This is a genomic window from Pseudomonas sp. C8002 (genome assembly GCF_013385765.1).
In the GTDB taxonomy this organism is placed as follows: domain Bacteria; phylum Pseudomonadota; class Gammaproteobacteria; order Pseudomonadales; family Pseudomonadaceae; genus Aquipseudomonas.
The window spans coordinates 18630-45257 of record NZ_JACAPJ010000006.1 but is presented as its reverse complement, the minus strand read 5'-3'; the positions used below and the strand labels follow the sequence as shown (position 1 = coordinate 45257).

The following is a 26628-nucleotide window of genomic DNA, read 5'->3' as shown; positions in this document are numbered from 1 at the left end:
GAGGTATGAAAGCGCAAGGGATATGTGCGAAGCAGTTTGAAGCGGTCAAGCAGGCCTTCGAGGACATGTTCGATGATCCGCAGGAACGTGGGGCCGGCCTGTGCGTGCAGGTAGGCGCAGAGATCGTTGTCGACCTGTGGGCCGGCATGGCAGACCAGGCGGGCACGAAACCCTGGACCCGCGATACGCTGGCCAATACCTTCTGCGTAATAAAACCCTATGTCGCGGTGGCCGTCCTGATGTTGGTTGAGGCGGGCAAGCTGGAGCTGGATGCACCCGTGGCCCGTTACTGGCCCGAGTTCGCCCGGAGCGGGAAAGCAAAGGTCACCCTGCGCCAGGTGATGAACCATACCGCAGGCCTGCCGGCGCTGCGGGGGCCCGACCATAACCCCATGATGTATGACTGGGAGCACATGCTGCGACTGCTGGAGGCCGAGCCGCTGTGGTGGGAACCGGGAACAGACCTGGGCTACGGCACCACCACGTTTGGCTGGATCCTCGGCGAGTTGATTCGCCGGGTGGACGGACGAGATCCCTGTGTGTTTATCCACGAAGAGATTCTCGATCCCCATGAGTTGGACGTGCACCTTGGCGTGAACGAAGAACACTTTCACCGTATCGCGCGTTTCGACAGTGCCACGGGACGAGTCGGTGACCCTTACTCGCAGGCGTTGCGAACCGTGGTGAAAAACGAGCCGTCGCATATCGCGACGCTCGCCTTCACCAACCCCGGAATGGTGCCCAGACGAACCAGTGACCCTCGCTGGTGGGCCTACCGGCAACCCGCCGTGTGTGGACACGGTTCGGCTCACGGCCTGGCCGGTTTCTACAGTGCATTGATGGCAGGAAACTTTATCGGTCCCGAGCTGCTTACTGAATTCAGCCGTGAGCACAGTCATGGCATGGATCGAGTATGGATGCGCCCCATGCGTTATGGATTGGGTTGCATGCTCGAGCAGCAACGCGACCCGACGGCTTCCCATGCAATGGGCCCGAACACCTTTGGCCATATCGGGCTTGGTGGCCCGATCAGTTTCGCTGATCCCGAAAAACAAGTGAGCTTCGGTTTTGTCACCACGACTTCGGGCAGCCATTCGATGATTGATCCACGCCCACGCCGACTTTCATCCCTTGTCTATGCGGCGCTTTGAGAGGCAAGGGGCGGATCTGTTCATCTGAGGCTTTCAAGGGGGGCGCAATACTGCCGAATGCAACGCAGCAAGTTTGTGGCAAGACACAAGTGGCTGATGGCAAACCGAAACCTTCCCCTCCCGGCCAACAATGAGTCATTGGCTTATTAACGAAGGCTGGTACAACGACGACATGATTTATTTATAAATAAATTCATATGCCTCGATATAAGAACCTATCTTGTTTGAATGAGCAGTCACCCACACTGCATTCATGCCTGTCTTTCTTTGATCGTTGAATTCCGACTGAGTGGTACAAAGCGCAACCCAGCGCTCAGTCTTTAAATCCTTAATCCGCAGACCCGCCTCACAACGACTGAACTTTCCAACGTAGGGCCCCGGAGTCACCAGCTCGTAAGGTGACGCATACTGAACAATGTCGCCGGGCAACAGGTACGTAACGACGTCATAACTGTGCAAGGACAAAATCAGACCCACGCAAAAGCCACCAAAAAAAGATTCTCCAACACGGTTCGGGTTTCTTACAGCCGGACGATAGTAGGTGGCCCTTGCAGCAAAAAAGAGTCCAACCAGACAACCAATGACTATATAGGTCGTCCACTCGGGAATCGATGGCATTAAAACCGTTCGCATTACAATGCGACCGGCCCAGAGCGTATAAGCAATCCATGCTCCAAATAACAGACACACCACCAACAACAAGGTTCTTTTCTTTGATTTGTTTTCAAATGAAGGATATTCCATTCCCTGCCTACTCTATTTTTAATTCCCGAGAAAAGCGCTTCGTGCTTCACGCCAACTTCCTTTACCCGATTGGCATGCCGGACATATTAACGATATGAGCGTCATGGTGACCGATCTATTTACCCACGACTCACAGACATGGCCAGAGCGCCATCGGTTCTACCCATTAGCGCAAATTGTTCAACCGCCTCACATCCCTTATCCTCGTGGCCTTACCTGCCAGCGCCCGCCGGAGCCCCCCATGGACCTCGCCACCCTCACCCTCTTCCTCCCGGCCTGCTTCGCCCTGAACATGGCGCCAGGCCCGAACAACCTGCTGTCCGTGAGCAACTCCACCCGCTACGGCTACCGCACTTCGTGCCTGGCAGGCGTCGGGCGACTGCTGGCCTTTGCCGGGATGATCGCCCTCGCGTCCGCCGGGCTGGCGGTGGTGCTGCAAACCTCGGAGTTGCTGTTCTACGGGATCAAGATCCTGGGGGCGGCGTATCTATTTTATCTGGCGTATCAACTGTGGCGGTCCAATCCGCACGCGGAGGCTGAGTCGACGGCGCCCAAGGCGGGCTTGTGGGCCTTGGCGCGACAGGAGTTCCTGGTGGCCGCCGGCAATCCCAAGGCAATCCTGATTTTTACCGCCTTCCTGCCGCAATTCGTCGACCCGGCACGTCCGATCACGCCGCAATTTGCCCTGCTGGGAGCGATGTTCCTGGCGCTGGAATGGTTCGCCATCAGCGCCTACGCCTATATGGGTTTGCATATGCGCCGCTGGTTCGCGCAGCCTCGGGGCAAGCGGATTTTCAACCGCTGCTGTGCGGGGTTGTTGTCGGCCGCCGCGACGGTATTGCTGATGGCGCGCAGGGCCTGAGCACTGCGAAAAACCGGCGAAAACGCTTACAATCGCCGTCTCACCGCAACTCAGGCAGGCCAGTTCGCCCATGGCGCTCGACCCCATCACCATACTGGTCCTCACCATCGCCCTGGCAGGCGCCGCCGCGCTGTACCTGGCCGTCGAGTGGCGCAATGTCCGCGAGCCATCGCTGCTGTACTGGACTGCCGGTTTCGCCATCATCAGCGTGGGCAGCACCCTGGCGCTGTTGCGGGCCAGCGGCCTGCTGTTGATCGGCATCTGGTTCGCCAACGGGTTGCTGATCACCGCCCACTGGCTGTTCCTGCTGGGCGTTGCGCGTTTCACCCAGGTGCGCCTGTCTCGCGCCTGGTACCTGATGTTCGTGGCCTGGTTTGCCATGCTGCTGTTGCCGGAAGGACAGTCGTGGTCCAGGGCCATGCTGCTGGCCAACTCGCTGCTGGTTGCCCTGCCGACCCTGCGGGCCAGTTTCCTGTTGCGCCCCCATGGCCGTTCACTCAGCGTGGGCGCGGTGCAACTGCGCTATGTGCTGCTGGCCCACGGGCTGTTCTATCTGGCCAAGTCGCTGGTGGCGATCGTGCCGGGGACACTGATCGACCTGACGGCGTTTCGTGGCGAGATCATTCAGGTGTCGCTGGTGGAAGGCGCCATGGCGATCATGCTGATTGCATTGTCGATGACCGGCACCGAGCGCTACCGCCGTGAGGAACAGATTGCACGGTTGGCCGCCCGCGACCCGTTGACCGCGCTGTACAACCGCCGCGCCCTTGAAATGCGCGCGCCGAGCCTGCTGAGCGAGGTCTCGCAGGCCCGGCCAGGTGCCCTGCTGTTGATCGACATCGACAATTTCAAGCTGATCAACGACCTGTACGGCCATACCGCGGGCGACCGGCTGCTGGTGGCCCTGAGCGAGATGATTCGCGCGCAGTTGCCCGAACATTCGCTGGCGGCGCGGTTGGGTGGCGACGAGTTCGTGATCCTGCTTAATGACACCTCGAACGCGCGCATTGTCGCGCTGGGCAGCGCCCTGCGCGAACAGTTTCATCAGGCTGCCTCGCAGGCGTTCGCCACGCCCGAAGCGGTGACATTGAGCATCGGCGCCAGCCTGTTCGACACGCCGCCCGCCAGCCTCGCGGCCTTGATCGAACAAGGCGACGCGGCGCTGTATGAATCCAAGCGCGGTGGACGCAACCGTATTCGTCTGGTGGACCGGACTGCGGTGGGCGCCGATTGACTCAATCGGTGCATCAACCTTTGAGCGCCGCCTCAATCCCCGCTATATCAATCCTGGTCATCCCCATCATCGCGTCAAACGCCCGCTTGGCCGCTGCCGGGTCGGGGTGGGTGATCGCCGCACTCAGTACACGCGGGGTAATCTGCCATCTCACCCCCCATTTATCCTGGCACCAGCCGCAGACGTTTTCCTGGCCGCCATGGCTGACAATCGCGTGCCACAAGCGGTCGGTTTCCGCCTGGTCGTCGGTGGCCACCTGGAACGAAAACGCCTCGTTGTGCTGCACGCCGGAGCCGCCGTTCAGCCCCAGGCAAGGAATACCCATGACGGTGAATTCCACGGTCAACACATCGCCCTGTTTGCCCGCCGGATAATCCCCGGGGGCGTGATGGACCGCGGTCACTGCGCTGTCCGGGAAGGTCCTGGCGTAGAAGTTGGCAGCGTCCAGTGCACTGCCGTCGTACCAAAGGCACACCGTGTTTTTGCTGAGCATGAGTGTTCTCCAGCGTGGAGGTTCGGACTTGCAGTGTAGTACCGCTACCGACAAGAATGCGTTCGCGTCCTGACATGAACCCAAACGGTGCAGAGAATGAGTAATGGTGTAAGGATCGACCCGCGAATCATCCCGGCTCCGCGGTCCATCAGCCCCGAGGCCCAGGCGATGCTGCAACGCATGGTGAACGCCGATGGCGTGCCGCTGAACAGCCTGTACACCCTGCCCGCACCCGATGACCACGCTGGCTGGCGCCGCATGCAGGCCGCAGTTGCCCAACAGTACGCGGCGTCCCAGGCGGGACAGACGGCAGACCACGTTGAGACATTCACCGTGGAAGACGCCACGGTGTACCGGGCGACGCCGGCATACGGGGCCGAGTTCGCCTATATCGACCTGCACGGCGGCGCCCTGGTGTTCGGCGGCGGCGAAAACGTCCGCCTCGCCGCCGGCAAGCACGCCGACCTGCACAACCTGACCTGCTACGGCGTGGACTACCGCATGCCGCCTGACCATCCGTACCCGGCGGCACTCGATGACTGTATGGCCACCTACCGGCATGTGCTGAAGCACCACACCCCGGACAAGATCGTGATCGGCGGACGCTCGGCCGGAGGCAACCTCGCCGCTGCCATGGTGCTGCGCGCCCGCGACGAAGGCTTGCCGCTGCCGGCCGCGCTGGTATTGCTGTCACCTGAAGTGGACCTGACCGAATCGGGCGACAGCTTCCAGGTCAACCGCACCGTCGACGTGGTGTTGCCCAACCCGCTGATGAGCACCAACCTGCTGTACGCCGCTGGCGCGGATTTGTCTCACCCGTACCTGTCGCCGCTGTTCGGGGATTTCGCACCAGGCTTCCCGCCGACGTTCGTGCAAAGCGGCACCCGCGACCTGTTCCTGTCCAACGCCGTACGCCTGCACCGGGCGCTGCGCCAGGCCGAGGTACCGGTGGAACTGCACATCTTTGAAGCAATGCCCCACGGCGGTTTCATGGGCGCGCCGGAAGACGCAGAACTGTCGGCAGAGCAGGTGCGTTTCGTGCGCCACTGGTTGAACCGCGACTGATCGCCGTGAGTTGACACACCCTGTAATAATCCATAAAGATAAGCGCCTTCTTCAGGGTGTGTCCTCAATGTCTGCAACGACCTTCAACTTTTCCGTCATTGGCTTGATTGCCAAGGCGCAAGGTTGCGTTGCGCACGCCCTCAAATCGAAGAAACAGTCGCTCATGTGACCGGGGCGCGCTGTCCCGTCAGATGAGCTGACAGGACATTGAGCGCGAAGGCCCCCTCCTCTTGCTTACTTCCCTCTGCCCTTCTGACGGTGACGAAATCGGTCAACCATCAGGAGAAAGCGCATGTCATCGTTTCAAGGTATCTGGGTTCCCGTCGTTACACCGTTTCATAACGGCGTTATCGACTTCATCGGCTTGCGCCGCCTGGTCTGCCATCTGCTGGAACAAGGCGTGGCCGGGATCATGGTCTGTACCACCACCGGCGAAGCCGCAGCACTGAGCCGCCGTGAGCAGTTGGCGATGCTGGATGCCGTACTGGAACTGGTACCGCCGCAGCAGGTGGTGATGGGCCTGGCGGGGTATAACCAGATTGAGCTGCTGCAGTTCCAGAGTGAAATCCAGCAACGCGCGGTGGCCGGTTTGCTGGTACCGCCGCCGAGCTACATCCGCCCGTCCCAGGCGGGCCTTGAAGCGTTCTTCCGCACCGTGGCCGATGCGTCCAGTGTGCCGATCATTCTGTATGACATTCCCTACCGCACCGGTATCGCCTTCGAACAGGCGACGTTGCTGAACATCGTCGCCCATGAACGGATCGTCGCGATCAAGGATTGTGGCGGCAACCTGGCCAATACCCTGGCGCTGCTGGCCAGCGGGAATGTGGATGTGTTGTGTGGCGAGGATGTGCAGATATTCAACGCGCTGTGCCTGGGAGCGACCGGCGCGATTGCCGCGTCGGCGCATGTGCGTACCGCGGATTTTGTGGCGCTGCATCGACAGGTTCGCGACAACCGGTTGCTGGCGGCTCGCGAGACGTTTTTCGGGCTGCTGCCGTTGATTCACACACTGTTCGTGGAGCCCAATCCGGCGCCGGTGAAGGCCGCGCTGGCGATGGAGGGTTTGATCGGCAGTGAGTTGCGGGCGCCGATGTTGGGGGCGAGTGAGACGGTGACAAATCGGTTGCAGCACGTATTAGGCGTGCGGCAATAACCCGTGGCGAGGGAGCTTGCTCCCGCTGGGCTGCGCAGCAGCCCCAATTCAGGCACCGCGTTTTCGCCAGGTAAAATGGGGTGACCGGTTTTGGGGGCGCTTCGCACCCCAGCGGGAGCAAGCTCCCTCGCCACAGGGGGCGGGCTGACTCGTCGATACGAGGGCTTATCCTCTCGCCACCGCCAACCGATGCAACGTGATCTTGCGCACCTCCTGCTTGCTCACCTCGATGTGAGTCTTGAGCAGTTGCTGCGCCAGATCGCGGTGCCGTGCCGAGATCGCATCGAGGATGCTTGCATGTTCCTCATAGGTCGCTGCAATACGTGATTGCTGAGTGAAATCCAGCCGCCGAATGATGCGGATTTTCTCGGTTATCTCGTAATGCATGCGCGCCATTTCAGCGTTGCCCGTGGCCTGCACCAACCCGCAGTGGAACTCCTCATCCAGCGCGCAGACGACCTGTGCGTCATCCAGCCGGGCACTTTCGTCCACCCGCCAGATCGCTTCAAGCCGTTCAAGCCCCTGCTCCGTCATGCCACACAAGCGGCTGACAGCGGCCAACTCCAGCACGATTCTTACGTCGTAAAGCTCTTCGAAATAGTTGAAGTCGAACGGCCGCACCTGCCAGCCACTCCTGAAAAACACCTCCAGGTACCCTTCCCGCTCCAGCCGATACAGCGCCTGGCGCACCGGCGTACGGCTGGCCTGCATGCGCTCGGCCACGTCACCCTCACTGAAGCGGTCACCCGGCAACAAACGAAAGTCGAAGATGTCGTCCTTCACCTGCTGGTAAACCCGTTCCGCCAGGCTGTCCGGCCGTTCGCTGGGCTTTCTCATGGTCGAGAGCTGCATGGCTATTTCCTGCTCGCCATGTAGGCGCGCCAGCCGCCGAATTCGGTGATGTCAGTAGCGCCTGCCAGGGCCCAGGGCTCGCAGATAAAACCCTTCACGCTGCGCCCGTCCGCCAGGGTGAGGTTGCCGATGCCCAGCGGCGCAGGGATCTCGGCGACGAACTCACCAAAGCGGGCGACAGGCATGTCCCACAGCTCGACGATGATCGAGCGGCCCGAGTCATCCCTGGCCAGCCCCGGCTTGGGCGGAACCGTGCCCGGCAGTGCATGCAGGCGGTAGTTGCTCGCCGTCAGGGTTTGCTCCACCAGCACGGCGTTGCGGCTGGTCAGCTGGAAGTTCAGCGGCATCCCGGTGAGATGCGCCCCAACCACCGCCACCCGCACGCTGCCGGGCGCCTGCCCCGCCGGTGCCGGTTGCGGCAGATTGCGTTGGGTAGCGCCCAGCGGAAGATCAAGGCCGGCCTGCCAACGCTTGCCCAGATGCGCCAGGGCGGCGTCGTGCCAGGCCGGCGCGATAAGGGTGATGCCGCACGGCAGGCCGTCGCTGCGCAGCCCGGCGGGCACGGCCAGTGCCGACAGGTCGGCCAGGTTGGTGAAGTTGGTGTAGAAGCCAAACTGCGAGTTGTAGAGCACCGGCTCCACGGCCATTTCCGCCAGGGTGCGGATCGTCGGTGAGGTCGGCACCAGCAAGGCGTCGAAACCGGCCAGGCTGTCGTTGATGCGTCGGCTCAGTTCGGCGCGCAGGTATTCGGCTTTATAGGCATCGCAGGCGCTGTACTGGTGGCCGTTTTCCACGATGCCACGCACCACCGGGTTGATCGCTTCGGCGTTGCTGGCGAGCATGCCTTCCAGTGCCACCGTGCGCTCCGCAACCCAGGAGCCGTAATAGAGCTGCTCGGCGAGTTGCTGAAACGGGCTGAAATCCACCGCCGTGATTTCGGCGCCGAGGGACTGGAACCTGAGCAGCGCCTGTTCAAATACGGCCTGGTTCTGCGCGTCGCCAAAAAACTCCAGGCTGGCCGGAACCGCCAGCTTGATCGTGGCGCTGACCGCTACAGGAGCATTGTTGGGATTGACGCGTGAATAGGCGTCGCTGGCGTCGTAAGCAGCAGCGAGGCCCGCAACCGTCTCGGCATCTTCAACCGTCAGAGCAAACACCGAAATACAGTCCACGGTACGACAGGCCGGCACCAGTCCCGTGTTGGACAAGCGCCCCTTGGTCGGCTTCAACCCGACGATATTGTTGAAGCCCGCCGGCACCCGCCCGGAACCGGCGGTGTCGGTGCCCAGGGAAAACGCCACCAGCCCGCGGGCAACCACCGAGGCCGAACCCGAGCTGGAACCGCCGCTGACATAGTCCGGGTTAAAACTGTTGCCCACCGCGCCGTAGGGCGAGCGTGTACCGACCAGGCCGGTGGCGAACTGATCGAGGTTGGTCTTGCCCATCAGGATCGCCCCGGCCGCCCGCAACCGCGCCACCACCGAGGCATCCGCCGCGGCGGTATAGGCAAACTCAGGACACGCCGCCGTGGTTTCCCAACCCGCCGCATCGATGTTGTCCTTGATGGCAAACGGCACGCCATACAACGGCAACTGGTCGATATCGCCGTCGACCGCCGCAAGCCGCCCGGCCAACTGCGCCAACTGGTCACGCAATTGCTGCGGTTGCACCTGGCTGATCCAGGCGTTGTCCTCGGCGGGGAACGTGCTCGCCAGGGTCAACAGGATGTCGGGAGTCAGCGCCTGGGTGCGGTAGGCAGCTTGCCATTCACCCAGGGTCCAGCCGAGTTGTTCGTTGCGCATTGAGGATTCCATCTTGTATCCAAGTTTGGATTTCTTTTAGCAAACCCTGGGCCAATCAGCTGCATGCCAATGAATACGTGAGGTTGACAGAAAACCCGCCGATGGATCGCCTCCAGCCGTGCTCCGTCATGAAGCAGCAATGCGCCAAAAAAAGACATTCTGGCGGCCGCGCGGTTGCGAGCGGCCCGATACCGGCCTATGTTCGAAACCATGTTGTAAACGCTGCTGTCCATCCCATACGCCCTTCCGTAGCCAGGTGACGACATGCCCACCGCTTCCCGCCCCGCCGTGCTCGAACTGATTGGCAATACCCCGCTGGTGCGGGTCAGCCGCTTCGATACCGGCCCGTGCACGCTGTTCCTCAAGCTTGAATCCCAGAACCCCGGCGGCTCCATCAAGGACCGCATTGGCCTGGCCATGATCGACGCCGCCGAGCGCGATGGCCGCCTGCGCCCCGGCGGCACCATCATCGAAGCCACCGCCGGCAATACCGGCCTCGGCCTGGCCCTGGTGGGACGCGCCAAAGGCTACCGGGTGGTGCTGGTGGTACCGGACAAGATGTCCACCGAGAAAGTCTTGCACCTGAAAGCCATGGGCGCCGAGGTGCACATCACCCGCTCGGATGTCGGCAAGGGCCATCCCGAGTATTACCAGGATGTGGCGGCGCGACTGGCCAAGGACATTCCCGATTCGTTCTTCGCCGACCAGTTCAACAACCCGGCCAACCCCCTGGCCCATGAGACCAGCACCGCCCCGGAAATCTGGGCCCAGACCCAACATGACCTGGATGCCATCGTGGTTGGCGTTGGCTCGGCCGGCACCCTCACCGGCCTGACGCGCTTCTTCAAGCGCGTGCAACCTGACCTGGCCATGGTGCTGGCCGACCCGGTCGGCTCGGTGATGGCCGAGTACAGCCGCAGCGGCACCATGACCGAGCCCGGCTCGTGGGCCGTGGAAGGTATCGGCGAAGACTTCATCCCCTCGATCGCCGACCTCTCCAGCGTGCGCCACGCCTATTCCATCAGCGACGAAGAAAGCTTCGACCACGCCCGCCAACTGCTGCGGGCCGAAGGCATTCTCGGTGGCTCCTCCACCGGCACCCTGCTGGCCGCCGCCCTGCGTTATTGCCGCGAACAGACCGAGCCCAAGCGCGTGGTCACCTTCGTCTGCGACACCGGCACGCGCTACCTGTCGAAGGTCTACAACGACCAATGGATGAACGACGCCGGCCTGCTGCAATACAAACACTACGGCGACCTGCGCGACCTGATCGCCCGTCGTTTCGAGGATGGCCGGGTGATCAGCGTCGGCCCCGACGACAGCCTGCTCACCGCCTTCCAGCGCATGCGCCTGGCCGACGTCTCACAGCTGCCGGTGCTGGTGGATGGCAAGCAACTGGTGGGGGTGCTCGACGAGTCGGATGTATTGCTCGGCCTGCATCAGAACGCCGCGCACTTTTCCATGACCGTGGGCAGCGCCATGACCAACGCCCTTCACACCCTCGCACCCAGCGCCAGCCTTGCGCAATTGCAGGCCGAGCTGGATCGCGGGCTGGTGGCAATCATTGCCGACGCCTCGGGCTTTCACGGCCTGATCACCCGCGTCGACCTGCTCAATCACCTACGGAGATCCCTTGCATGACCCAGCACGATAAAAGCGCCTTCGCCACCCGCGTGATCCATGCCGGGCAATCCCCGGACCCGACCACCGGGGCGCTGATGCCGCCGATCTACGCCAACTCCACCTACCTGCAAGACAGCCCCGGCGTTCACAAAGGCTTTGACTACGGACGCTCCCACAACCCGACGCGCTTTGCCCTGGAACGCTGCGTGGCCGACCTTGAAGGCGGCACCCAGGCGTTCGCGTTCGCCTCCGGGCTGGCGGCGATTTCCACCGTGCTGGAACTGCTCGACGCCGGTTCCCACGTGGTTTCCGGCAATGATTTGTACGGCGGCACCTTCCGCCTGTTCGACAAAGTGCGCCAGCGCAGCGCCGGGCATCGCTTCAGCTTCGTCGACCTGACCGACCTGTCGGCTTTCGAAGCCGCGTTGCAGGACGATACGCGGATGGTCTGGGTCGAAACCCCGAGCAACCCGCTGCTGAGCCTGACCGACCTCAGCGCCATCTCCCGCATCTGCAAGGCCCGGGGCATCCTCTGCGTGGCCGACAACACCTTTGCCAGCCCCTGGATCCAGCGCCCGCTGGAGTTGGGTTTCGACATCGTGGTGCACTCCACCACCAAGTACCTCAACGGCCACTCGGATGTGATCGGCGGCATTGCGGTGGTGGGCCAGAATCCTGAACTGGCCGAGCGCCTGGGCTTCCTGCAAAACTCCGTGGGCGCGATTGCCGGGCCGTTCGACGCATTCCTGACCTTGCGCGGGGTAAAGACCCTGGCGCTGCGCATGGAGCGCCATTGCAGCAATGCGCTGGAACTGGCGACGTGGCTGGAGCAACAGCCGCAAGTGGCGCGGGTTTATTACCCAGGCCTGGCATCACACCCGCAGCATGAGCTGGCACGCCGGCAGATGCGCGGGTTTGGCGGGATGATTTCGGTGGACCTGAAAAGCGACCTGGCAGGAGCGACACGCTTCCTGGAAAACGTGAAGATCTTTGCGTTGGCTGAAAGCCTGGGGGGCGTTGAAAGTTTGATCGAACACCCGGCGATTATGACCCATGCGAGCATTCCGGCAGCGACGCGGGCGCAGTTGGGGATTGGTGACGGGTTGGTGCGGTTGTCGGTGGGGGTTGAGGACGTGGAAGACTTGCGGGCGGATCTGGCGCAGGCGTTGGCAAAAATCTAACGCGCAATCTGCCGGAGCGAGCATGCCCGCTCCGGCAACACCTTAAATAGCGTAATTGACCTCAACCATTCGCCCGGTCTTGATGGACTCCAGCGCACAGTCCGCCAAGTGCAACGCATACAGCCCATCGCGCATGTTGGTGGGCAGCGCGCGCCCCGCGCTCAGTGCCTGGATAAACTGGCCCAACTCATTGCGGTAGGCATCCGCATAACGCTCCAGGAAGAAATGCTGCAACGGCTCCAACGCCTCGGTGTGCTCGTGGTTCCAATGGCGCAAGGTGCTGGGTCGATGGTTATCCGTGAGCAGCACCCCCTTGGCCCCGGATACCTCAAGTCGCTGGTCATACCCGTAGACCGCCTCCCGACAGCAGTTGATATGGCACTGTTTCCCGGATGCGGTGCGCAGCAGCACCATCACGCTGTCGAAGTCGTCAATCTGCGCCAGGCTCGGATCTACCAGCCGGCTGGCTATCGCGCCGACTTCAATGGGCTCTTCACCCAGCAGGTGCCGCGCCATGTCGAAGTCATGAATGGTCATGTCCCGCAGGATGCCGCCGGAATGTGCCAGGTAATCCCGTGGCGCCAACCCCGGGTCGCGGCTGGTGATGATCACCTGCCGCACAGCACCAATTTGCCCCGCGTCGATGGCCTGGCGCAGGCGCAGCGTGTCGGGATCGAAGCGGCGGTTGAAGCCCAGCATGACTTTGCCGCCCTCGCGCTCCACAGCTTGCGCCGCCGCCCGCGCCTTGGCGAAATTCAGGTCAATGGGCTTCTCGCACAGCACGGCCTTGCCCTGGGACACGGCCGCCAGCAGCAAATCGATATGAGTGTCGGTGGGTGTGCCAATCACCACCGCGTCGATATCGTCCCGACTTAGCACTGCTGCGCAGTCATAGGCCGCCTCGCAACCCAGCTGCGCAGCCAAGCCATCGACGCCCTCCCGCCAGGGGTCGGCGACCACCACCAGAGTGGCATCAGGATGGGCCGCGACATTGGCCGCGTGAATGTTGGCGATGCGCCCTGCACCAAGGACAGCGATACGTAGCATGGTCGAACTCCTGGGATTGTTATTGGGTGTGGAGATTCAGTCCGGCAGGTTGAACGGTGTGACGATCTGTACCTGTGACGGCGCAATCGGCCCAGCCTTCCACAGCCGATGAAATTGCAGGATGTGCAGAAACACATGGCGCGCATCGATCTGCAGGTTGTGATCGATAATCGCGGCGACTTTTTCTTCAGCCAACAGCTGGCGATTCTCTTCGTCGAGGTCGTGAGCAATAAACACGTCCAACGGGCGATCCAGAGCCGCAAAGGCGTCGACAATTGCCCGGTTGCCACCGCCGACGCTGTACACCGCCTTCAGTTCGGGATGCTGCTTCAACGCATCGGTGACCCGGGCAAACGTTCGGTCATACACGCCGTACCCACCGCTGATATCCAGTACCCGCAGGTGCGTCGCACGGCCGCGCAGCCACATGCGAAAACCCATTTCGCGTTCTTCCTCGCCCCGGAACAATTCACTGCCAATCACCACCGCCACTTCCTGGGGTTGGGGTGACAGCCAGCGGGACAGAAGGTACGCGGCGGTTTGTCCGGCGGTGCGGTTATCCATGCCTACGTAGCCGATGCGCTCGCTGTGGGGCAGATCGGTGACCAGGGTCACCACCGGAATACCTGCGGCCGCCAGGTGCTTGACCGCCAGATTCACCGCCGGCTCGTCCGCGGCCTTGAGCACCACACCCTGGCTGCCGGTCTCGAGGCAGCGCAGCAATTGGTCGTGCATCGCCTGAGGCTCGATCTCTTCGAACACATGAAACCGCGGGGCGATACGAAACGGTGCCAGGCTGCCCAGTTGGGCGGTGATGGCGGCCTGCACCGCCGCACTGAAGCGCTTGGGCGTGTGCATGATCACATCGACATGAAAGGTACGGCCTACTGCCAGGCCATTTTTTTCCTGGGATTCCAGCTCATCCAGAGCCTGTTCGATACGCCGCCGGGTTTGGGCGTGCACGCTGCCGCGCTCATGCAAGACGCGATCGACTGTCGCCTTGCTGACGCCCGCCTGGGTGGCCAGTTGCTTGATGGAAAAGTGTTTAGCGCGTTCGAGCATGCTGTTGGACCTGAGGTCTTTTTGAGGTCTTTTTGAGACTCTTTGAGGTGACCGCAATGCTAGTCTCAGTTTTGCCCGGCGTCGAGCCCGGCCTTCAAAACAACAAAAACCCAGGAGACCCCGATGCCTTCAACCGACCTCAGCCATACCTTCAAAGGCCAATACTTTGTCGTCACCGGCAGCACCCAGGGATTGGGGGCTGCCGTCGCCCATACCCTGGCGCGGCGCGGTGCTGCCGGCCTGATCATCTGCGGACGCCGTCCGGACCAGGGCCAGGAGCAAGTACGGCAGTTGGCAGCGCTCGATTGCCGCGCGGTGTTTGTCCAGGCGGACCTGGAACAGATTGGCGACTGCCGCGCCGTGATCGAGGCGGCCCGTGCCCACTTCGGCACCCTCCACGGGCTGATCAACTGCGCCGGGATGTCGGATCGCGGCACCATTCTCGACACCTCCCCCGAACTGTTTGACCGACTGTTTGCGGTCAATGTGAGGGCGCCGTTTTTCCTGATGCAGGAAGCCTTGAAGCTGATGATCAGCCAGAGGGTTGAAGGTGCAGTGGTCAATATCCAGAGTGTCACCGGCCACGGCGGGCAATCGTTCTTGAGTGCCTACGCGGCGTCCAAGGGCGCTCTCGCGATTCTGACCAAAAACGTGGCGTTCAGCGCCCTGCGCAACCGGATTCGGGTCAACGGCTTGAACATCGGCTGGATGGACACACCTCACGAGGATGAAATCCAGCGGCACTACCACGGTGCCGGGGATGGCTGGTTGGAGGCCGCCGAAGCCGCGCAGCCCTTCGGCCGCCTGCTCAAACCTGAAGAGGTGGCCCAGAGCGTGGCATTTCTATTGTCACGCGAGTCGGGAATGATGACCGGCACGGTGATCGACCTGGAGCAAGGCGTCATCGGCTGTGGCGACGGCGGCACCCCACGCCCCGATCAGGCCCTGAGCCTGGTGGAGGGTGCGTGATGCCTGCCTTTGTCAGCGCCGATGCGGTGCAACTGGAAGATTTTCACTCGATCTGTGCCCAGCAGGCTGCTGCCGAGGACTACCCGCACTGCGCCGAAGTGTGCAGCAACATCCCGATCTATCAGGCCCAGGCACTGCGCAACGGCGATCGTCACGCCGTGCTGGACGAACTGCATCGCCTGTTCAGCCAGGGGCCGGGAGTGATGGTGGTGCGCCAGGGCTACGCCGACCTGGACGTGGTCGACCGTCACAGCCAGGTATTCGAAGCGATCTTTGCCCAAGAGGCTGCGCAAGGTGTGGCCGCCGACCACTTCGCCAAGGCCGGCAGTAACGGACGTATCTGGAACTCATTACAGAAGGCCGCACTGCAGTCGCCGGCATCCTTTGTCGAATATTACGCCAACCCACTGCTGGGGTTGATCGCACAAGCCTGGCTCGGCCCGGGCTACCAAGTCACGGCCCAGGTCAACGTGGTGCACCCCGGTGGCCAAGCCCAGCAACCGCACCGTGATTATCACCTCGGGTTCCAGACCATCGACGTGGTGGAGCGCTTTCCGTTGCCCCTGCACACGCTGTCCCAATACCTCACGCTGCAAGGGGCCGTGGCCCACAGCGACATGCCCCTGGAAACCGGCCCGACCCAACTGCTGCCGTTTTCCCAGCAATACCCACTGGGCTACCTGGCCTGGAGGCGCACTGAATTCATCGAGTACTTCCAGCAGCATGCCGTGCAATTGCCGCTGAACAAAGGTGACCTGCTGTTCTTCAACCCGGCCCTGTTTCACGCCGCTGGCACCAATCGCACACCGGACCGCCAGCGCATGGCCAACCTGCTGCAAATCTCCTCGGCGTTCGGCAAAACGATGGAGGCTGTGGACCGCGACCGGATGATGCTGGCGCTGTACCCCTGCCTGTTGGAGCGCCTGGCGGACAACGTCATGGATGGCGAGGCGCTGCACGCGGTGATCGCCTGCACCGCCGATGGCTATTCCTTTCCCACCAACCTGGATACCGACCCACCCTTACAGGGCCTGGCTCCGCAAACCGGGCAGCAACTGATGTTGCAGGCACTGAACGAACGCTGGCCCTGCGAGACCTTTGCCGAACGCGTTGCGCAACTACACGCCAAACGCCAAGGCTGAGGAATGTTTTCAACGTCTTTCAAAACAACAAAAAAACGGACTGACACCATGAAAAAACAGCTGCTGACCTTGCTCCTGACCCTCATCGTTACCCCGCTAGCCCTCGCCGAGACACGCATCGGCGTCAGCATCGCCCAGGTGGACGACGTGTTCCTCGCCCAGATGCGTGACTACATGGCGGCCCACGCCAGGGACCTCACTGACGTGACCCTGCAATTCGAAGACGCCCAAGGCGATGTGGTGCGCCAACTGAACCAGGTGCAGAGCTTTTCTGCCCAAGGCATGGACGCGATTATCGTCAACGCGGTCGACACCGCCGCTACCCAGAAAATGACTGTGAATGCCCAGCAGGCGGGTATCCCGCTGGTGTACGTCAACCGTCGCCCGGACATCCCCGGCTTACCGGCCGGGGTGGGTTATGTCGGCTCGGACGAGATCAAAGCGGGCGAGATTCAGATGCGCTACCTCGCGGAAAAAATGAACGGCAAGGGCAACCTCGCAATCATGCTCGGCTTGCTCTCCAACAACGCCACCCACAACCGCACACAGGGCGTGAAAAACGTACTGAAGGATTACCCCAACATCCATATCGTCGAAGAACAAAGCGCCGACTGGCAGCGCAGCAAGGCCATGGACCTGATGAACAACTGGATCGTCTCGGGCAAGAAAATCGACGCCGTGGCGGCCAATGCCGATGAAATGGCTATCGGTGCCGCGATGGCGATTACCCAGGCCGGTATGCACCCTGGCAAGGACATCCTGGTGGGCGGCAGCGACGGCGGACCCGCCGGCCTGGATGCGATCAAAAAAGATCTATTGGTAGTCACGGCCTATCAGGACAACAAGGGCCAGGCCGTCGGCTCGATTGACCTGGCGCTGAAGATGATCAGGAAGCAGCCCTACACGGCGGAGCTGACCATTCCCTATCAACAGATCACCAAGGACAACTATCAGGCCTTTCTCACCCCTTGATTGTTATCAGCCCAGCGCCAAGCAGACCGGCCAGCCCCGACAAACAGAGCACTCCCACTCCATAAGCGAGGGTGCGCCAGGGCTGGCGGCCGCTCAGATACATCACCGTATGCATCACACGGGCAGCGGTGAACAGACAGAACAACCCCGCGGTAGCGGTGCCTGGCGTTTCCATCGCCAGGCACAGGCCACCCAAAATGAAGAACAACGGAATATTTTCCAGATCATTGGCCCAAGCCTTTTCGGCCCGGGAGACTTGCGGTAACTCCTGGGGATTCGCATCGCGATGGAAGAAAGCTGCATCCTCGTGGTTAGTGAATGCACGGAATCTGAGTCGAAAGAAACCCTGGTAACAGGAGATCGCCAGCATCTTCAAGAACAGCACCAGTACGCACAACGCATAAACCTCCATCACCGGCCCCCTGAAGGTTCGCGGAACCCGTTGACCACGATATACAGCAGCGGACCGATGGATACGAAAACCGCCGTTACCAGTAAATAGGGCAACACCGACGCCAGGGATTTGCCCCTGGCCCGCGCATCCCGGTACATCCATACGCCCGCCAAGGCCGCCATCAGATACAAGTCAATCACCACCTGGGCAGTATCCGGCCTCGATATCAATTCACGTCCGAACGCCATGAGCGATTGTTCGGCGATCAGCATCGTGATCAATGTGTACAGGGCAAAAGCCAACAGCCCGGCCAGGGCAATCCAGGGTCTGCGCATGTTCTCCTCCTTGGAGACAACGGTTCGGGAAGCTGCACATTAGTGATAACGTCGTTCCCCTCTCAATGACCTCGAAGGTCATCGATACCACCGACCCGCACGGCCAGAGTCAACCCATGAGCAGCCAACCTTTCCCCCGCGCCAACCCCGACACTACCGCCGGCACGCAACTGCGCGTGCTGCGTCGGCACGCCAGATTGAGCCAGCTGGAACTGGCGCTGATCACCGGGGTTTCCCAACGCCACCTGAGCTGCATCGAGACCGGGCGCGCCAAGCCGAGCCCGGGCACCTTGCATAATTTGCTGATGGCGCTGGAGGTTCCGCTGGAGCAATGCAACAGCGTGTTCCTCGCTGCCGGCTTCGCCCCGCGCTATGAGGCAACCCCGCTCTCCTCGCCCTCCATGGAGGCTATTCGCGAGGCAATCAGCCATGTGCTCCACGCGAACAATCCTGCACCGGCGATCGTGCTGGGCAGCCACTGGGAAGTGCTCGCCGCCAACGCCAGTACCCAGGTGCTGTTCGAGCTGGTGGGGATCAAACCGGAGGCGGCTGATGGGCTGAATTTGCTGGTCACCCTGCTACAGCCTGGCGGCCTGGGTGATCATTTGATCAACGCTGACGAAATCCGCACCATCGCCTGGCAACGGGCGACGCGCGAGGCGTTGGGCAACTCCGAACTTGCCAGGCTTCTGGACAGCCTGCCGGCCCCGCAAAGTACCGAAGCCTTGGTCAATGAACCGCCGCCACTGGTGCTGACACGCGTCAACTCCCGTGAAGGTGAGCTGAACTTCATGTCGACCTTCACCACCTTCGGCATGCCTCAGGACATCACGGTAACGTCGTTGCGCATCGAGCATTTGATTCCGGCGGATGCGCAGACGTGGCAGGTGATGACCGCGGCGTATGAGCGGTCATTGGTGAGGTAGAAAGCCGCGGCGGGGCCATTAGTTATTTGTCGTATTTTGCCCGCCATAGCTATTGGCGCGGCTCTTGGAGGAGGAGCCGTTGCTGTATTGGGTGTCTTGCCCGCCGTAGCTATTGGAGCGGCTCTTGGCTGAGGTGCCGTCGCTGTATTGAGTGTCTTGCCCACCATAGCTGTTGGAACGGGTCTTGGCCGAGGTGCCGTCGCCGTATTGGATATCCTGCCCGCCATAACTATTGGAGCGGCTCTTGGAGGAAGTACCATCGCTGTATTGGGTGTCTTGCCCACCGTAGCTATTGGCGCGACTCTTGGAAGAGGTGCCATTGTCGTATTCGCAATCGGACCCACCATAACTGTTCGCCCTGCACGTCTCGGCAACCGCTTGGTAAAGCGGCGCAGCCAACAAAACCGTGCCCAGCAAAACGACCTTAAGCTTCATGTTAATTCCTTGTAGAGATGGCGATACGCTATTACAGACTGGAGATTCTGAACTTAGTTTCCAACGTTCTGAAATGCGCTCGCGCGAGCCGACGTGGCAACCCTTTGCCAGCCCCGGCAACTCCTGGCCTGCGCCCTGCCCCGGCAATACCACCCAGCCCGCGCCGCACAAGGCATGCAGCACATGGCCCGGGTTTTGCTCTGTTGCTGCTACCAATAAGGGAGCGGCACCATGATAGGAAGCACGACAAGTCTGTTAGCGCTGGGACAGAAGACTTTTACACAATCCATGGAAAACGGCACCCTGCGGGCCGGGAGGATTGAAGTCACCAACGCCACGCCCGAGATCAAGACCAAGCTGGAAGCCAGCTATCAGGAGCAAGTGCGCTCGACCGCGCAAACCGTTGCCACCGCCAGGGCCAACCCTTCATGGGCGACCTTCGACGATAAAGGCAACGCCGTCGAACTGCCCGATGTTCAGTCACTCAGCAAAAGCGACGCCACCCATGTGGCCAACGGTCTTCAGTACCTGCTCGATATCGGGCGCCTGGACGGCAAGACTGTCACCGCGAAAAATGGCGACCAGTCGACCGATAACATCGCGGTATACAAAGACTGGCTCCAGGCCCACATCGGCGTTGATTTACGGGCCTGAGACGGTTCACACCATCGGCACGGCAATCAGCAAGATCGCCGTGCCATGGGTGGCCGTCGCCGCGACCACGCCGTGGCGCATCCGCACCAGCCCGCAGGCCAGGCCTTCAATCAGGGTAAAGGCCAGCACCGGCCAGCCCAGTTGCGTCACGCTCAACGCCAGAAATGAATGGCACGCGGCAAACGCCAGCCCGCTGAGCAACGCTGCGCGCAGCGGCGTAACGTGCTGTTCGAGATAGCCCTGCAGGAAGCCGCGAAACAGCACCTCTTCCAGCGCATTGGCGCAGTAGGCAAGCACCAGCATGCCCATCAGCCAGGCCCAGTAAGCCGGGATCGCCGCCGGTTCGATGCCTTGATACAGGCGCAATGGCAAGCCAATCACACAGCCGGCCACCAGCCCCACTGCCAGGCCCACAGCACGATTGCCCTTGAACAGCACCGTCAGTTGCCATAACTCCGGAGCCAGGCGCGCGAGCAGTGAAATCAGCCCAAGGGACAAGCCGCCGAGCGCAGCCAGCACGAAGGGGTTGGCCGTAAACTGGATCTGCACCTCAGTGCTCAGCGACCACATGCCCAGCGGCGTCATCGCATCGCGCATCAGCACGAACGCCAACAGCAGAATAACGATGCGCACGCCCGGCATTGTTTTCGGGGTGAGGCCGAACCACAGGCCAAACAGGATCAGCCCTGGCAGCAGATAAATCCCATAGTGAATCAGGACTGTAAAAGCGTCGGCGATCACTCGATGTCAGCCCTGCGCCACAGCGATCATGTCGACTTCCACGGCGGCACCCTTGGGCAGTTGCAGCACGCCCACCGAGGTGCGCGTGTGAGAACCGGCAGCCCCCAGGATCTCGTTCAACAGGTCCGACGCACCGTTGGCCACTTCGCTTTGCAGGTCGAAGTCATCCGCGCTGCGCACGTACACGTTGATCTTGAGGATCGCCTTGACCTTGTCCAGCGAACCCAGTGCCTGCTTGAGCAACCCCAGGCAACGCAGTGCGCTGACGCCCGCGGCAATCTGTGCGTCGGCCAGGCTGAGGCTTTCGCCGACCTTGCCGGGCAGCACGATCGTGTCGCCTACTCGCGGGATCTGGCCGCTGATGTAAACGTGATTGCCATCCCTGAGCAGCGGCGTGTAGTTGCCGCCGATCTTGAACTCGTTGAGTTGGTAACCCAGGCGCACCATGGCCGCCGCGTATTTTTGATCCGGTGTCATTTTTTTGTTTTCCTCAGTCGTTGCGAATCCACGCCATGAAGTCGCCGGCCACAGCATAGCCATGTGCCATTTCCACGGGAAGTGCCGACCGCTATTTCGCAAGTTATACGACAACCAATACTGGCAAACAGCGCTTATCTTCTAGCCAATAACAAATTTCACTTTCCTTGATCCCAGTAAATACGGCATGGTTGTACGACGACTTAAAAACACAGTCCGAGTCGTCCCGGTACCCACAACAACAAGGAAACACCCATGCAAAACGTCAAGGTTCTGATTGGTTTTCTGTGCCTGTTCAGCGGCTACGCGGCCGCCGCGCCTGCCGCAAGTGACAAGGATGTAGCCACTGCGGTCGATCATCTGACCCAGGCCATGTTGCACAAGGACATCCCGCAACTGCAGGCCCTCACCGCGAACAACCTCACCTACGGCCACTCCAGCGGCAAGGTCCAGAACAAGCAGGAATTTATCGCCGACATTGAAACCGGCAGAAGCGGTTTCAAGACCCTGGAAATGCAGAAACAGACCATCACCCTCAATGGCGACACCGCCCTGGTGCGCAACCACTTTTCCGCACAGGCGGTGAACGGTGGCGTCGAGGTGCCCACCGAAATTGAAAACTTCCAGGTCTGGCAGAAGCAGAAAGGCAAATGGCTGCTGATCGGGCGCCAAGCGTACAAGTTCTGAGTCCCGCCTGGATCGTTCCCACGCTCTGCGTGGGAATGCATCCGGTGACGCTCTGCGTCACTATCGCGCAAATCTACAGCGGGACGCGGAGCGTCCAAGGCGGCGTTCCCACGCAGAGCGTGGGAACGATCCGGCCCCCTAGCACGCCTCCACCGCCCAGCGCACTTTCACCAACGCCTCGCGCAGCACCTCCCGGTCCACCGAACCCAGCGCCACACGCAAGGCATGGGACACGTGGGCCGAGACGGCAAACGGCTCGGCGGTGGACACCGAGATATTCTCCCAGGCCAGCGCCATGGTGATCTGGTCGGCGCGGGCATCCTCCGGCAACGGCAACCACAAGAAATACGAAGACGGATGGCGGATCACAGTGAGCCCCGCCAACACCTCATCGGCCACCGCCTGGCGCGCCTGGGCGTCTTCACGCTTTTGCGCTTCCAGTTGCAGCACCGTGCCGTCATCGATCCACGCGACGGCGACGGCGGTCATCACCCCCGGGGTGTTCCAGGTGGTGGCCATGACCGTACGTTCCAGCGCCGCCATCCACTGCTGCGGAGCGGCGACAAAACCCACCCGCAGGCCGGTGGCGACGCTCTTGGACAGCCCCGACACGTAAACCGTGCGTTCCGGCGCCAGTTCGGCCACGGGCGGTGGCGCGTCCTCGGCTAAAAACGCGTAGGCAGCATCCTCGATCAGGATCAGGTCATGCCGACGGGCAATCGCCACCAGGTGCTCGCGCTGCGCCATGCTCATCACCCAGCCCAACGGGTTATGCAGGGTCGGCATGCTGTACACGGCGCGTACCGGGCGCCGGGCGCAGAGTTGTTCAAGAAAGGCCAAGTCAGGGCCCGTCGCGGTCACCGGGATCGCGACGATTTCCAGGTGCAGCGTCTCGGCCAGTACCTTGAACCCGGAATAGGTCAACGCATCCACCGCCACCACATCGCCGGGCCTGAGCAGCGACATCATGGTCACCGCCAGGCCATGCTGGGCACCGCTGACGATCAGCACCTGCTCGGCCTGCACCGTCAACCCACGACTCAGCAGATGACGCGCCACCGCTGCCCGCTCATGCAGCCGACCGGCGTGAGGCTGATAGCGCAGCAGCGCCGCCAGGTCGCCGGACAACGCCAACTGGCGCAATGCGGTGCGCAGCAGGTCGGTCTGGCCCGGCAGCGACGGGTAGTTGAAGTTGAGATCGATCATGCCCGCCGCCACCGCGATCTGCCCGACGCCCTGCCCCGGCGACAACGCGATTTCCCGCACAAAGGTTCCGCGTCCGGTTTCACCACTGACCAGGCCCATGGCCTCAAGCTCGGTGTACACCCGGCTGGCGGTGACCAGCGCCAGGCCATGGCTGGCGGCCAACTGGCGGTGCGTCGGCAACCGGGTGCCCGCCGCCAGCGCGCCCGAACGGATATCCCGGGCGAAGGTGTCCACCAATGTCTTGTAGCGGGCGCGGGGCATAGGCGATGTATCCATGACAATTTTTTGATTGTCTTGATAGTGAATCATAGGATGCGCAGGACGCAACTTATCCCTATCGAGCCCTACACCCATGGAACGAACCACCCACCTCAACACCCGGGAAAACAACGCCAGCGGCTGGATCAACGGTTTGATCGGCGTGGTGATCTTCAGCGGCTCGCTGCCGGCCACGCGCCTGGCGGTGCTGGAGTTCGATCCGGTATTCCTGACCGTCGCCCGCGCCACCATCGCCGCCCTGCTCGGCCTGTGCCTGCTGTGGCTGTTCAAGGAAAAAACCCCGGCCCGCAGTCAGTTGCTGCCCCTGGCAATCGTCGCGCTGGGCGTGGTGATCGGCTTTCCTTTGCTCACCGCACTGGCCTTGCAGTACGTCACCAGTGCCCATTCCATCGTATTTGTCGGCCTGCTGCCGTTAGCCACTGCGGTCTTCGGCGTATGGCGCGGCGGCGAGCGGCCAAAGTTGGTGTTCTGGCTGTTTTCGATCCTTGGCAGCCTGCTGGTGGTGGGCTACGCGGTTGCCCAAGGCCTGAGCGCCGCGCCCGCCGGGGATTTGCTGATGCTGTTGGCAATCCTGGTGTGCGGCCTCGGTTATGCCGAAGGGGCCAGGCTCTCACGCACCCTGGGTGGCTGGCAGGTGATCTGCTGGGCGCTGGTGATCTCGCTGCCGATTGTGGCCCCGCTGACGGCGATCCTCGCCCCGGGCACTTTCGTGAGCATCAGCCTGCCGGCCTGGCTGAGCCTGGCCTATGTGTCGCTGTTCAGCATGCTGATCGGGTTTGTGTTCTGGTACCGCGGGCTGGCCCAGGGCGGCATTGCCGCCGTCGGGCAATTGCAGTTGCTGCAACCGTTTTTCGGCCTGGCACTGGCGGCCACGCTGCTGCATGAGCAGGTGAGCCTGGGCATGCTGGGGGTGACCGTCGCGGTGATTGCGTGCGTGGCGGGGGCCAAGAAGTTCGCCCGCTAGCCATCAGCGCTCAGGCGCAACCATCTTGAACTTGATGACAATCGCATTGGACACCACGCTGTCCGCCCACTCCCCCGCGCCGATCCTGAAGTCATCGCGCTTGAGCACGAATTCGCCGTCGAACACGCCAATGCCGCTCTGCTCCTTGAGGGCCACCTTGACCTCCACCGGCCGGGTCTGGCCCTTGAGGGTCAGGTTGCCGCTGAACAGGTAACGGTTGTCGCCCAGGTCAGTGATGTGGGTCGAGGTGAAGGTGCCCACCGGGTAGGTGGTCATGTCGAACCAGCCGGGCTTGGGCAGCTCGGTGTTGGCGTCGTCGCTGCCGGCATTGATGCTCGGCAGCTGGATGGTCAGTATGGTGCTGGCGGCAGCCGGGTTTTGCGTGTCGAAATTCAGGGTCGCCGAATAGGTGCCAAACGTGCCGTACACCTCTTGGCCCATCTGGTCATAGGTGAAGCTGATGGTGCTGGCCGTCGGATTCACGTCGGTGTATTCCACGGCGTACGCGTTAGACAAGGTGGCGAAGGCAAGGAAGACCGCTGGCAATCGAGATTTCATGGGATTCTCAACCGGGAATGAACACGCTGTGCACTGCTAACAGCGTAGGCGCTGGATTTATTCACGCGCCTGGCATTAGGCTCGTGCCTCGACGGAACTCAAACAACAAGGAGCCACGATGCCCGCGCTTTCCCTGCAAGACACCACCGCCCCCGAAGGCGTCTGTTATGGCTGCGGCAGCAGCAACCCCCACGGGCTGCACATCAAGAGCCGCTGGGACGCCGACGGCATCCACGTGATCGCCGAGCACCAGCCCGACGCCCGATACAGCGGCTGGCCAGACCTGGTCTATGGCGGTCTGATCGCGATGCTGGTGGACTGCCACTCGAACTGGACCGCCATGGCCTACCACTACCGGGCCGAGCAACGCGAACCCGGCAGCCTGCCGCGTATCGACTGCGTCACCGGCAACCTGGGAATCAAATTCATCAAGCCGACACCGATGGGCGTGCCGCTGACCTTGCGCGCGAAAGTCGAAGGTGACGTGGGGCGCAAAAGCCGCGTGGTGTGCGAGGTGTACGCCGATGGCGTGCTGACGGCGATTGGCGATTCGGTCTTCGTGCGGGTGGACACCGGGCAACTGGCCGCCGCCGCCCATGGCCGGGAAGCCTGATACTGGTCTACATTCAGTCCCACCGCTAATCGAGGACGCTACCGATGACTCGTCTGACCGCCAAAGACTTCGCCCCTGAACTGCTGGAGCTTTACGACGGCTACGCCCACGGCAAGATCAACCGCCGGGAATTTCTCGACCGCGCAGCACTGTTCACCTTCGGCGGGCTGACGGCCTCGGCCCTGCTCGCCGCCCTGAGCCCCAACTACGCCCTGGCCGAGCAGGTGAAATTCACCGACCCGGAGATCGTCGCCGACTACATCACCTACCCGTCACCCAAGGGCAACGGCACGGTGCGCGGCTACCTGGTGCGCCCGGCCAAGGCCAGCGGCAAGGTGCCGGCGGTGGTGGTGGTGCATGAGAACCGGGGGTTGAACCCGTATATCGAAGACGTCGCCCGTCGGTTGGCCAAGGCCGGATTCATTGCCCTGGCGCCGGATGGCCTGACCTCGGTGGGCGGCTATCCCGGCAATGATGAGAAAGGTGTGGAGTTGCAACAGAAAGTCGATCCCGAGAAGCTGATGAACGACTTTTTCGCGGCCATCGAATGGTTGATGCACCACGATGCAAGCACCGGCAAGGTGGGCATTACCGGGTTCTGTTATGGCGGCGGCGTGACGAATGCGGCGGCGGTGGCTTATCCGGAGCTGGGTGCGGCGGTGTCGTTTTATGGGCGCCAGCCGGAAGCCAAGGATGTGCCACGGATCAAGGCACCGATCATGTTGCATTACGGTGAGCTGGATACGCGGATCAATGAGGGCTGGCCGGCGTATGAGAAAGCGTTGAAGGCGGCCGGCACGACCTATGAGGCGTTTATCTACAAGGGCGCCAATCACGGCTTCCACAACGATTCGACGCCGAGGTATGACGAGGCGGCGGCGAATCTGGCGTGGGAGCGGACGTTGGGCTGGTTCAAGAAATACCTGGTGTAACCCGCCCTCCAAAACACCACCCAACTCATGTGGGAGCGGGCTTGCTCGCGAACGCGGTGTGTCAGTCAGCAG

At 61.9% G+C, this 26628-nt stretch carries 29 protein-coding genes; 16 read left to right on the top strand and 13 right to left on the bottom strand.

The annotated features are described in order from the left end of the window. Nucleotides 1-5: 5 nt before the first annotated feature. Entirely contained in the window at nt 6-1151 is a 1146-nt protein-coding gene (locus HX814_RS10620; RefSeq protein ID WP_008436310.1) for an EstA family serine hydrolase, read from the top strand. Between the two features lie 177 nt (nt 1152-1328). On the opposite strand, the gene HX814_RS10615 is transcribed toward HX814_RS10620, so the two are convergent. Then, nucleotides 1329-1895 carry a hypothetical protein gene (locus HX814_RS10615; RefSeq protein ID WP_177009453.1) on the bottom strand — a complete coding sequence of 189 codons (567 nt, stop codon included), beginning with the start codon at nt 1893-1895 and terminating at the stop codon, nt 1329-1331. A 241-nt stretch (nt 1896-2136) separates the two neighbouring features. On the opposite strand from HX814_RS10615, the gene HX814_RS10610 reads away from it, so the two are divergent. Further along, nucleotides 2137-2757 (top strand): LysE family translocator, encoded by a 621-nt coding sequence (locus HX814_RS10610; protein WP_177009454.1) that lies wholly within the window; start codon nt 2137-2139, stop codon nt 2755-2757. Between the two features lie 70 nt (nt 2758-2827). Continuing rightward, nucleotides 2828-3991, top strand: coding sequence for a GGDEF domain-containing protein (locus tag HX814_RS10605; protein WP_177009455.1), 1164 nt, complete (start codon nt 2828-2830; stop codon nt 3989-3991). A 13-nt stretch (nt 3992-4004) separates the two neighbouring features. Here the strand turns inward: HX814_RS10605 and HX814_RS10600 are convergent, their stop codons facing one another. Then, on the bottom strand, nt 4005-4484 hold the full coding sequence (locus HX814_RS10600) for a VOC family protein (protein WP_087695027.1): 480 nt from the start codon (nt 4482-4484) through the stop codon (nt 4005-4007). A 96-nt stretch (nt 4485-4580) separates the two neighbouring features. Here HX814_RS10600 and HX814_RS10595 point away from each other — a divergent pair, with 96 nt between their 5' ends. Next, a complete protein-coding gene (locus HX814_RS10595) occupies nt 4581-5549 on the top strand; it encodes an alpha/beta hydrolase (protein ID WP_177009456.1) in 969 nt (322 codons plus the stop codon). A 292-nt stretch (nt 5550-5841) separates the two neighbouring features. Beyond that, on the top strand, nt 5842-6705 hold the full coding sequence (dapA, locus tag HX814_RS10590; RefSeq protein ID WP_177009457.1) for a 4-hydroxy-tetrahydrodipicolinate synthase: 864 nt from the start codon (nt 5842-5844) through the stop codon (nt 6703-6705). 165 nt (nt 6706-6870) lie between these two features. Here the strand turns inward: dapA and HX814_RS10585 are convergent, their stop codons facing one another. Together HX814_RS10585 and atzF are read right to left on the bottom strand one after the other, a co-directional pair. Then, nucleotides 6871-7557, bottom strand: a complete 687-nt coding sequence (locus HX814_RS10585) for a GntR family transcriptional regulator (protein WP_177009458.1) — start codon at nt 7555-7557, stop codon at nt 6871-6873. 2 nt (nt 7558-7559) lie between these two features. Next, complete coding sequence (gene atzF, locus HX814_RS10580) at nt 7560-9359, bottom strand: allophanate hydrolase (RefSeq protein WP_177009459.1); 1800 nt, start codon at nt 9357-9359, stop codon at nt 7560-7562. Nucleotides 9360-9623: 264 nt separating this feature from the next. Between atzF and HX814_RS10575 the strand changes: the two genes are divergently transcribed. Further along, nucleotides 9624-11000, top strand: coding sequence for a cystathionine beta-synthase (locus HX814_RS10575; protein ID WP_003215116.1), 1377 nt, complete (start codon nt 9624-9626; stop codon nt 10998-11000). Continuing rightward, complete coding sequence (locus HX814_RS10570) at nt 10997-12163, top strand: cystathionine gamma-synthase (protein ID WP_177009460.1); 1167 nt, start codon at nt 10997-10999, stop codon at nt 12161-12163. The genes HX814_RS10575 and HX814_RS10570 overlap by 4 nt, the downstream gene beginning before the upstream one ends. A 42-nt stretch (nt 12164-12205) precedes the next feature. Here the strand turns inward: HX814_RS10570 and iolG are convergent, their stop codons facing one another. Further along, nucleotides 12206-13210: an inositol 2-dehydrogenase gene (iolG, locus tag HX814_RS10565; RefSeq protein ID WP_003215113.1), complete on the bottom strand. Its 1005-nt coding sequence runs from the start codon at nt 13208-13210 to the stop codon at nt 12206-12208. A 36-nt stretch (nt 13211-13246) separates the two neighbouring features. Continuing rightward, nucleotides 13247-14272 carry a LacI family DNA-binding transcriptional regulator gene (locus HX814_RS10560; RefSeq protein WP_003215111.1) on the bottom strand — a complete coding sequence of 342 codons (1026 nt, stop codon included), beginning with the start codon at nt 14270-14272 and terminating at the stop codon, nt 13247-13249. A gap of 123 nt (nt 14273-14395) precedes the next feature. Here HX814_RS10560 and HX814_RS10555 point away from each other — a divergent pair, with 123 nt between their 5' ends. From HX814_RS10555 to HX814_RS10545, 3 genes are read left to right on the top strand one after another with little or no spacing between them, the layout of a single operon-like run. Then, nucleotides 14396-15241 carry an SDR family oxidoreductase gene (locus HX814_RS10555; RefSeq protein ID WP_063029668.1) on the top strand — a complete coding sequence of 282 codons (846 nt, stop codon included), beginning with the start codon at nt 14396-14398 and terminating at the stop codon, nt 15239-15241. Further along, nucleotides 15241-16383 carry a phytanoyl-CoA dioxygenase family protein gene (locus HX814_RS10550; RefSeq protein ID WP_003215107.1) on the top strand — a complete coding sequence of 381 codons (1143 nt, stop codon included), beginning with the start codon at nt 15241-15243 and terminating at the stop codon, nt 16381-16383. Before HX814_RS10555 ends, HX814_RS10550 begins: the two co-directional genes overlap by 1 nt. Nucleotides 16384-16431: 48 nt before the next feature. Continuing rightward, on the top strand, nt 16432-17355 hold the full coding sequence (locus HX814_RS10545) for a sugar ABC transporter substrate-binding protein (protein ID WP_008436286.1): 924 nt from the start codon (nt 16432-16434) through the stop codon (nt 17353-17355). Here HX814_RS10545 and HX814_RS10540 read toward each other — a convergent pair. Both HX814_RS10540 and HX814_RS10535 read right to left on the bottom strand, forming a co-directional pair. Then, nucleotides 17345-17767 (bottom strand): MAPEG family protein, encoded by a 423-nt coding sequence (locus tag HX814_RS10540; protein WP_003215104.1) that lies wholly within the window; start codon nt 17765-17767, stop codon nt 17345-17347. The genes HX814_RS10545 and HX814_RS10540 overlap by 11 nt on opposite strands. Next, complete coding sequence (locus HX814_RS10535) at nt 17767-18084, bottom strand: DUF2834 domain-containing protein (protein WP_003215101.1); 318 nt, start codon at nt 18082-18084, stop codon at nt 17767-17769. Before HX814_RS10535 ends, HX814_RS10540 begins: the two co-directional genes overlap by 1 nt. A 116-nt stretch (nt 18085-18200) precedes the next feature. Here HX814_RS10535 and HX814_RS10530 point away from each other — a divergent pair, with 116 nt between their 5' ends. Beyond that, complete coding sequence (locus HX814_RS10530; RefSeq protein WP_174717786.1) at nt 18201-19010, top strand: helix-turn-helix domain-containing protein; 810 nt, start codon at nt 18201-18203, stop codon at nt 19008-19010. Between the two features lie 18 nt (nt 19011-19028). On the opposite strand, the gene HX814_RS10525 is transcribed toward HX814_RS10530, so the two are convergent. Continuing rightward, the gene (locus tag HX814_RS10525; protein ID WP_003215097.1) at nt 19029-19445 is read right to left on the bottom strand and encodes a hypothetical protein; all 417 of its coding nucleotides are present in this window, start codon (nt 19443-19445) and stop codon (nt 19029-19031) included. Nucleotides 19446-19733: 288 nt separating this feature from the next. Between HX814_RS10525 and HX814_RS10520 the strand changes: the two genes are divergently transcribed. Then, entirely contained in the window at nt 19734-20099 is a 366-nt protein-coding gene (locus tag HX814_RS10520) for a hypothetical protein (RefSeq protein ID WP_177009461.1), read from the top strand. A gap of 6 nt (nt 20100-20105) precedes the next feature. On the opposite strand, the gene HX814_RS10515 is transcribed toward HX814_RS10520, so the two are convergent. Together HX814_RS10515 and HX814_RS10510 are read right to left on the bottom strand one after the other, a co-directional pair. Beyond that, complete coding sequence (locus HX814_RS10515; protein WP_177009462.1) at nt 20106-20840, bottom strand: CPBP family intramembrane glutamic endopeptidase; 735 nt, start codon at nt 20838-20840, stop codon at nt 20106-20108. 6 nt (nt 20841-20846) lie between these two features. Then, complete coding sequence (locus tag HX814_RS10510) at nt 20847-21317, bottom strand: RidA family protein (RefSeq protein ID WP_177009463.1); 471 nt, start codon at nt 21315-21317, stop codon at nt 20847-20849. A gap of 255 nt (nt 21318-21572) precedes the next feature. Here HX814_RS10510 and HX814_RS10505 point away from each other — a divergent pair, with 255 nt between their 5' ends. Beyond that, on the top strand, nt 21573-22004 hold the full coding sequence (locus HX814_RS10505) for a nuclear transport factor 2 family protein (protein ID WP_177009464.1): 432 nt from the start codon (nt 21573-21575) through the stop codon (nt 22002-22004). Nucleotides 22005-22142: 138 nt separating this feature from the next. Here the strand turns inward: HX814_RS10505 and HX814_RS10500 are convergent, their stop codons facing one another. After that, nucleotides 22143-23471: a PLP-dependent aminotransferase family protein gene (locus tag HX814_RS10500; protein WP_177015416.1), complete on the bottom strand. Its 1329-nt coding sequence runs from the start codon at nt 23469-23471 to the stop codon at nt 22143-22145. A gap of 91 nt (nt 23472-23562) precedes the next feature. On the opposite strand from HX814_RS10500, the gene HX814_RS10495 reads away from it, so the two are divergent. Continuing rightward, entirely contained in the window at nt 23563-24453 is an 891-nt protein-coding gene (locus HX814_RS10495; RefSeq protein WP_102369215.1) for a DMT family transporter, read from the top strand. Between the two features lie 3 nt (nt 24454-24456). Here the strand turns inward: HX814_RS10495 and HX814_RS10490 are convergent, their stop codons facing one another. Continuing rightward, nucleotides 24457-25011 carry a YceI family protein gene (locus HX814_RS10490; protein WP_177009466.1) on the bottom strand — a complete coding sequence of 185 codons (555 nt, stop codon included), beginning with the start codon at nt 25009-25011 and terminating at the stop codon, nt 24457-24459. A gap of 118 nt (nt 25012-25129) precedes the next feature. Here HX814_RS10490 and HX814_RS10485 point away from each other — a divergent pair, with 118 nt between their 5' ends. Further along, nucleotides 25130-25624, top strand: a complete 495-nt coding sequence (locus HX814_RS10485) for a PaaI family thioesterase (protein WP_087695007.1) — start codon at nt 25130-25132, stop codon at nt 25622-25624. Nucleotides 25625-25668: 44 nt separating this feature from the next. After that, the gene (gene yghX, locus HX814_RS10480) at nt 25669-26556 is read left to right on the top strand and encodes a YghX family hydrolase (RefSeq protein WP_003215079.1); all 888 of its coding nucleotides are present in this window, start codon (nt 25669-25671) and stop codon (nt 26554-26556) included. Nucleotides 26557-26628 lie beyond the last annotated feature (72 nt).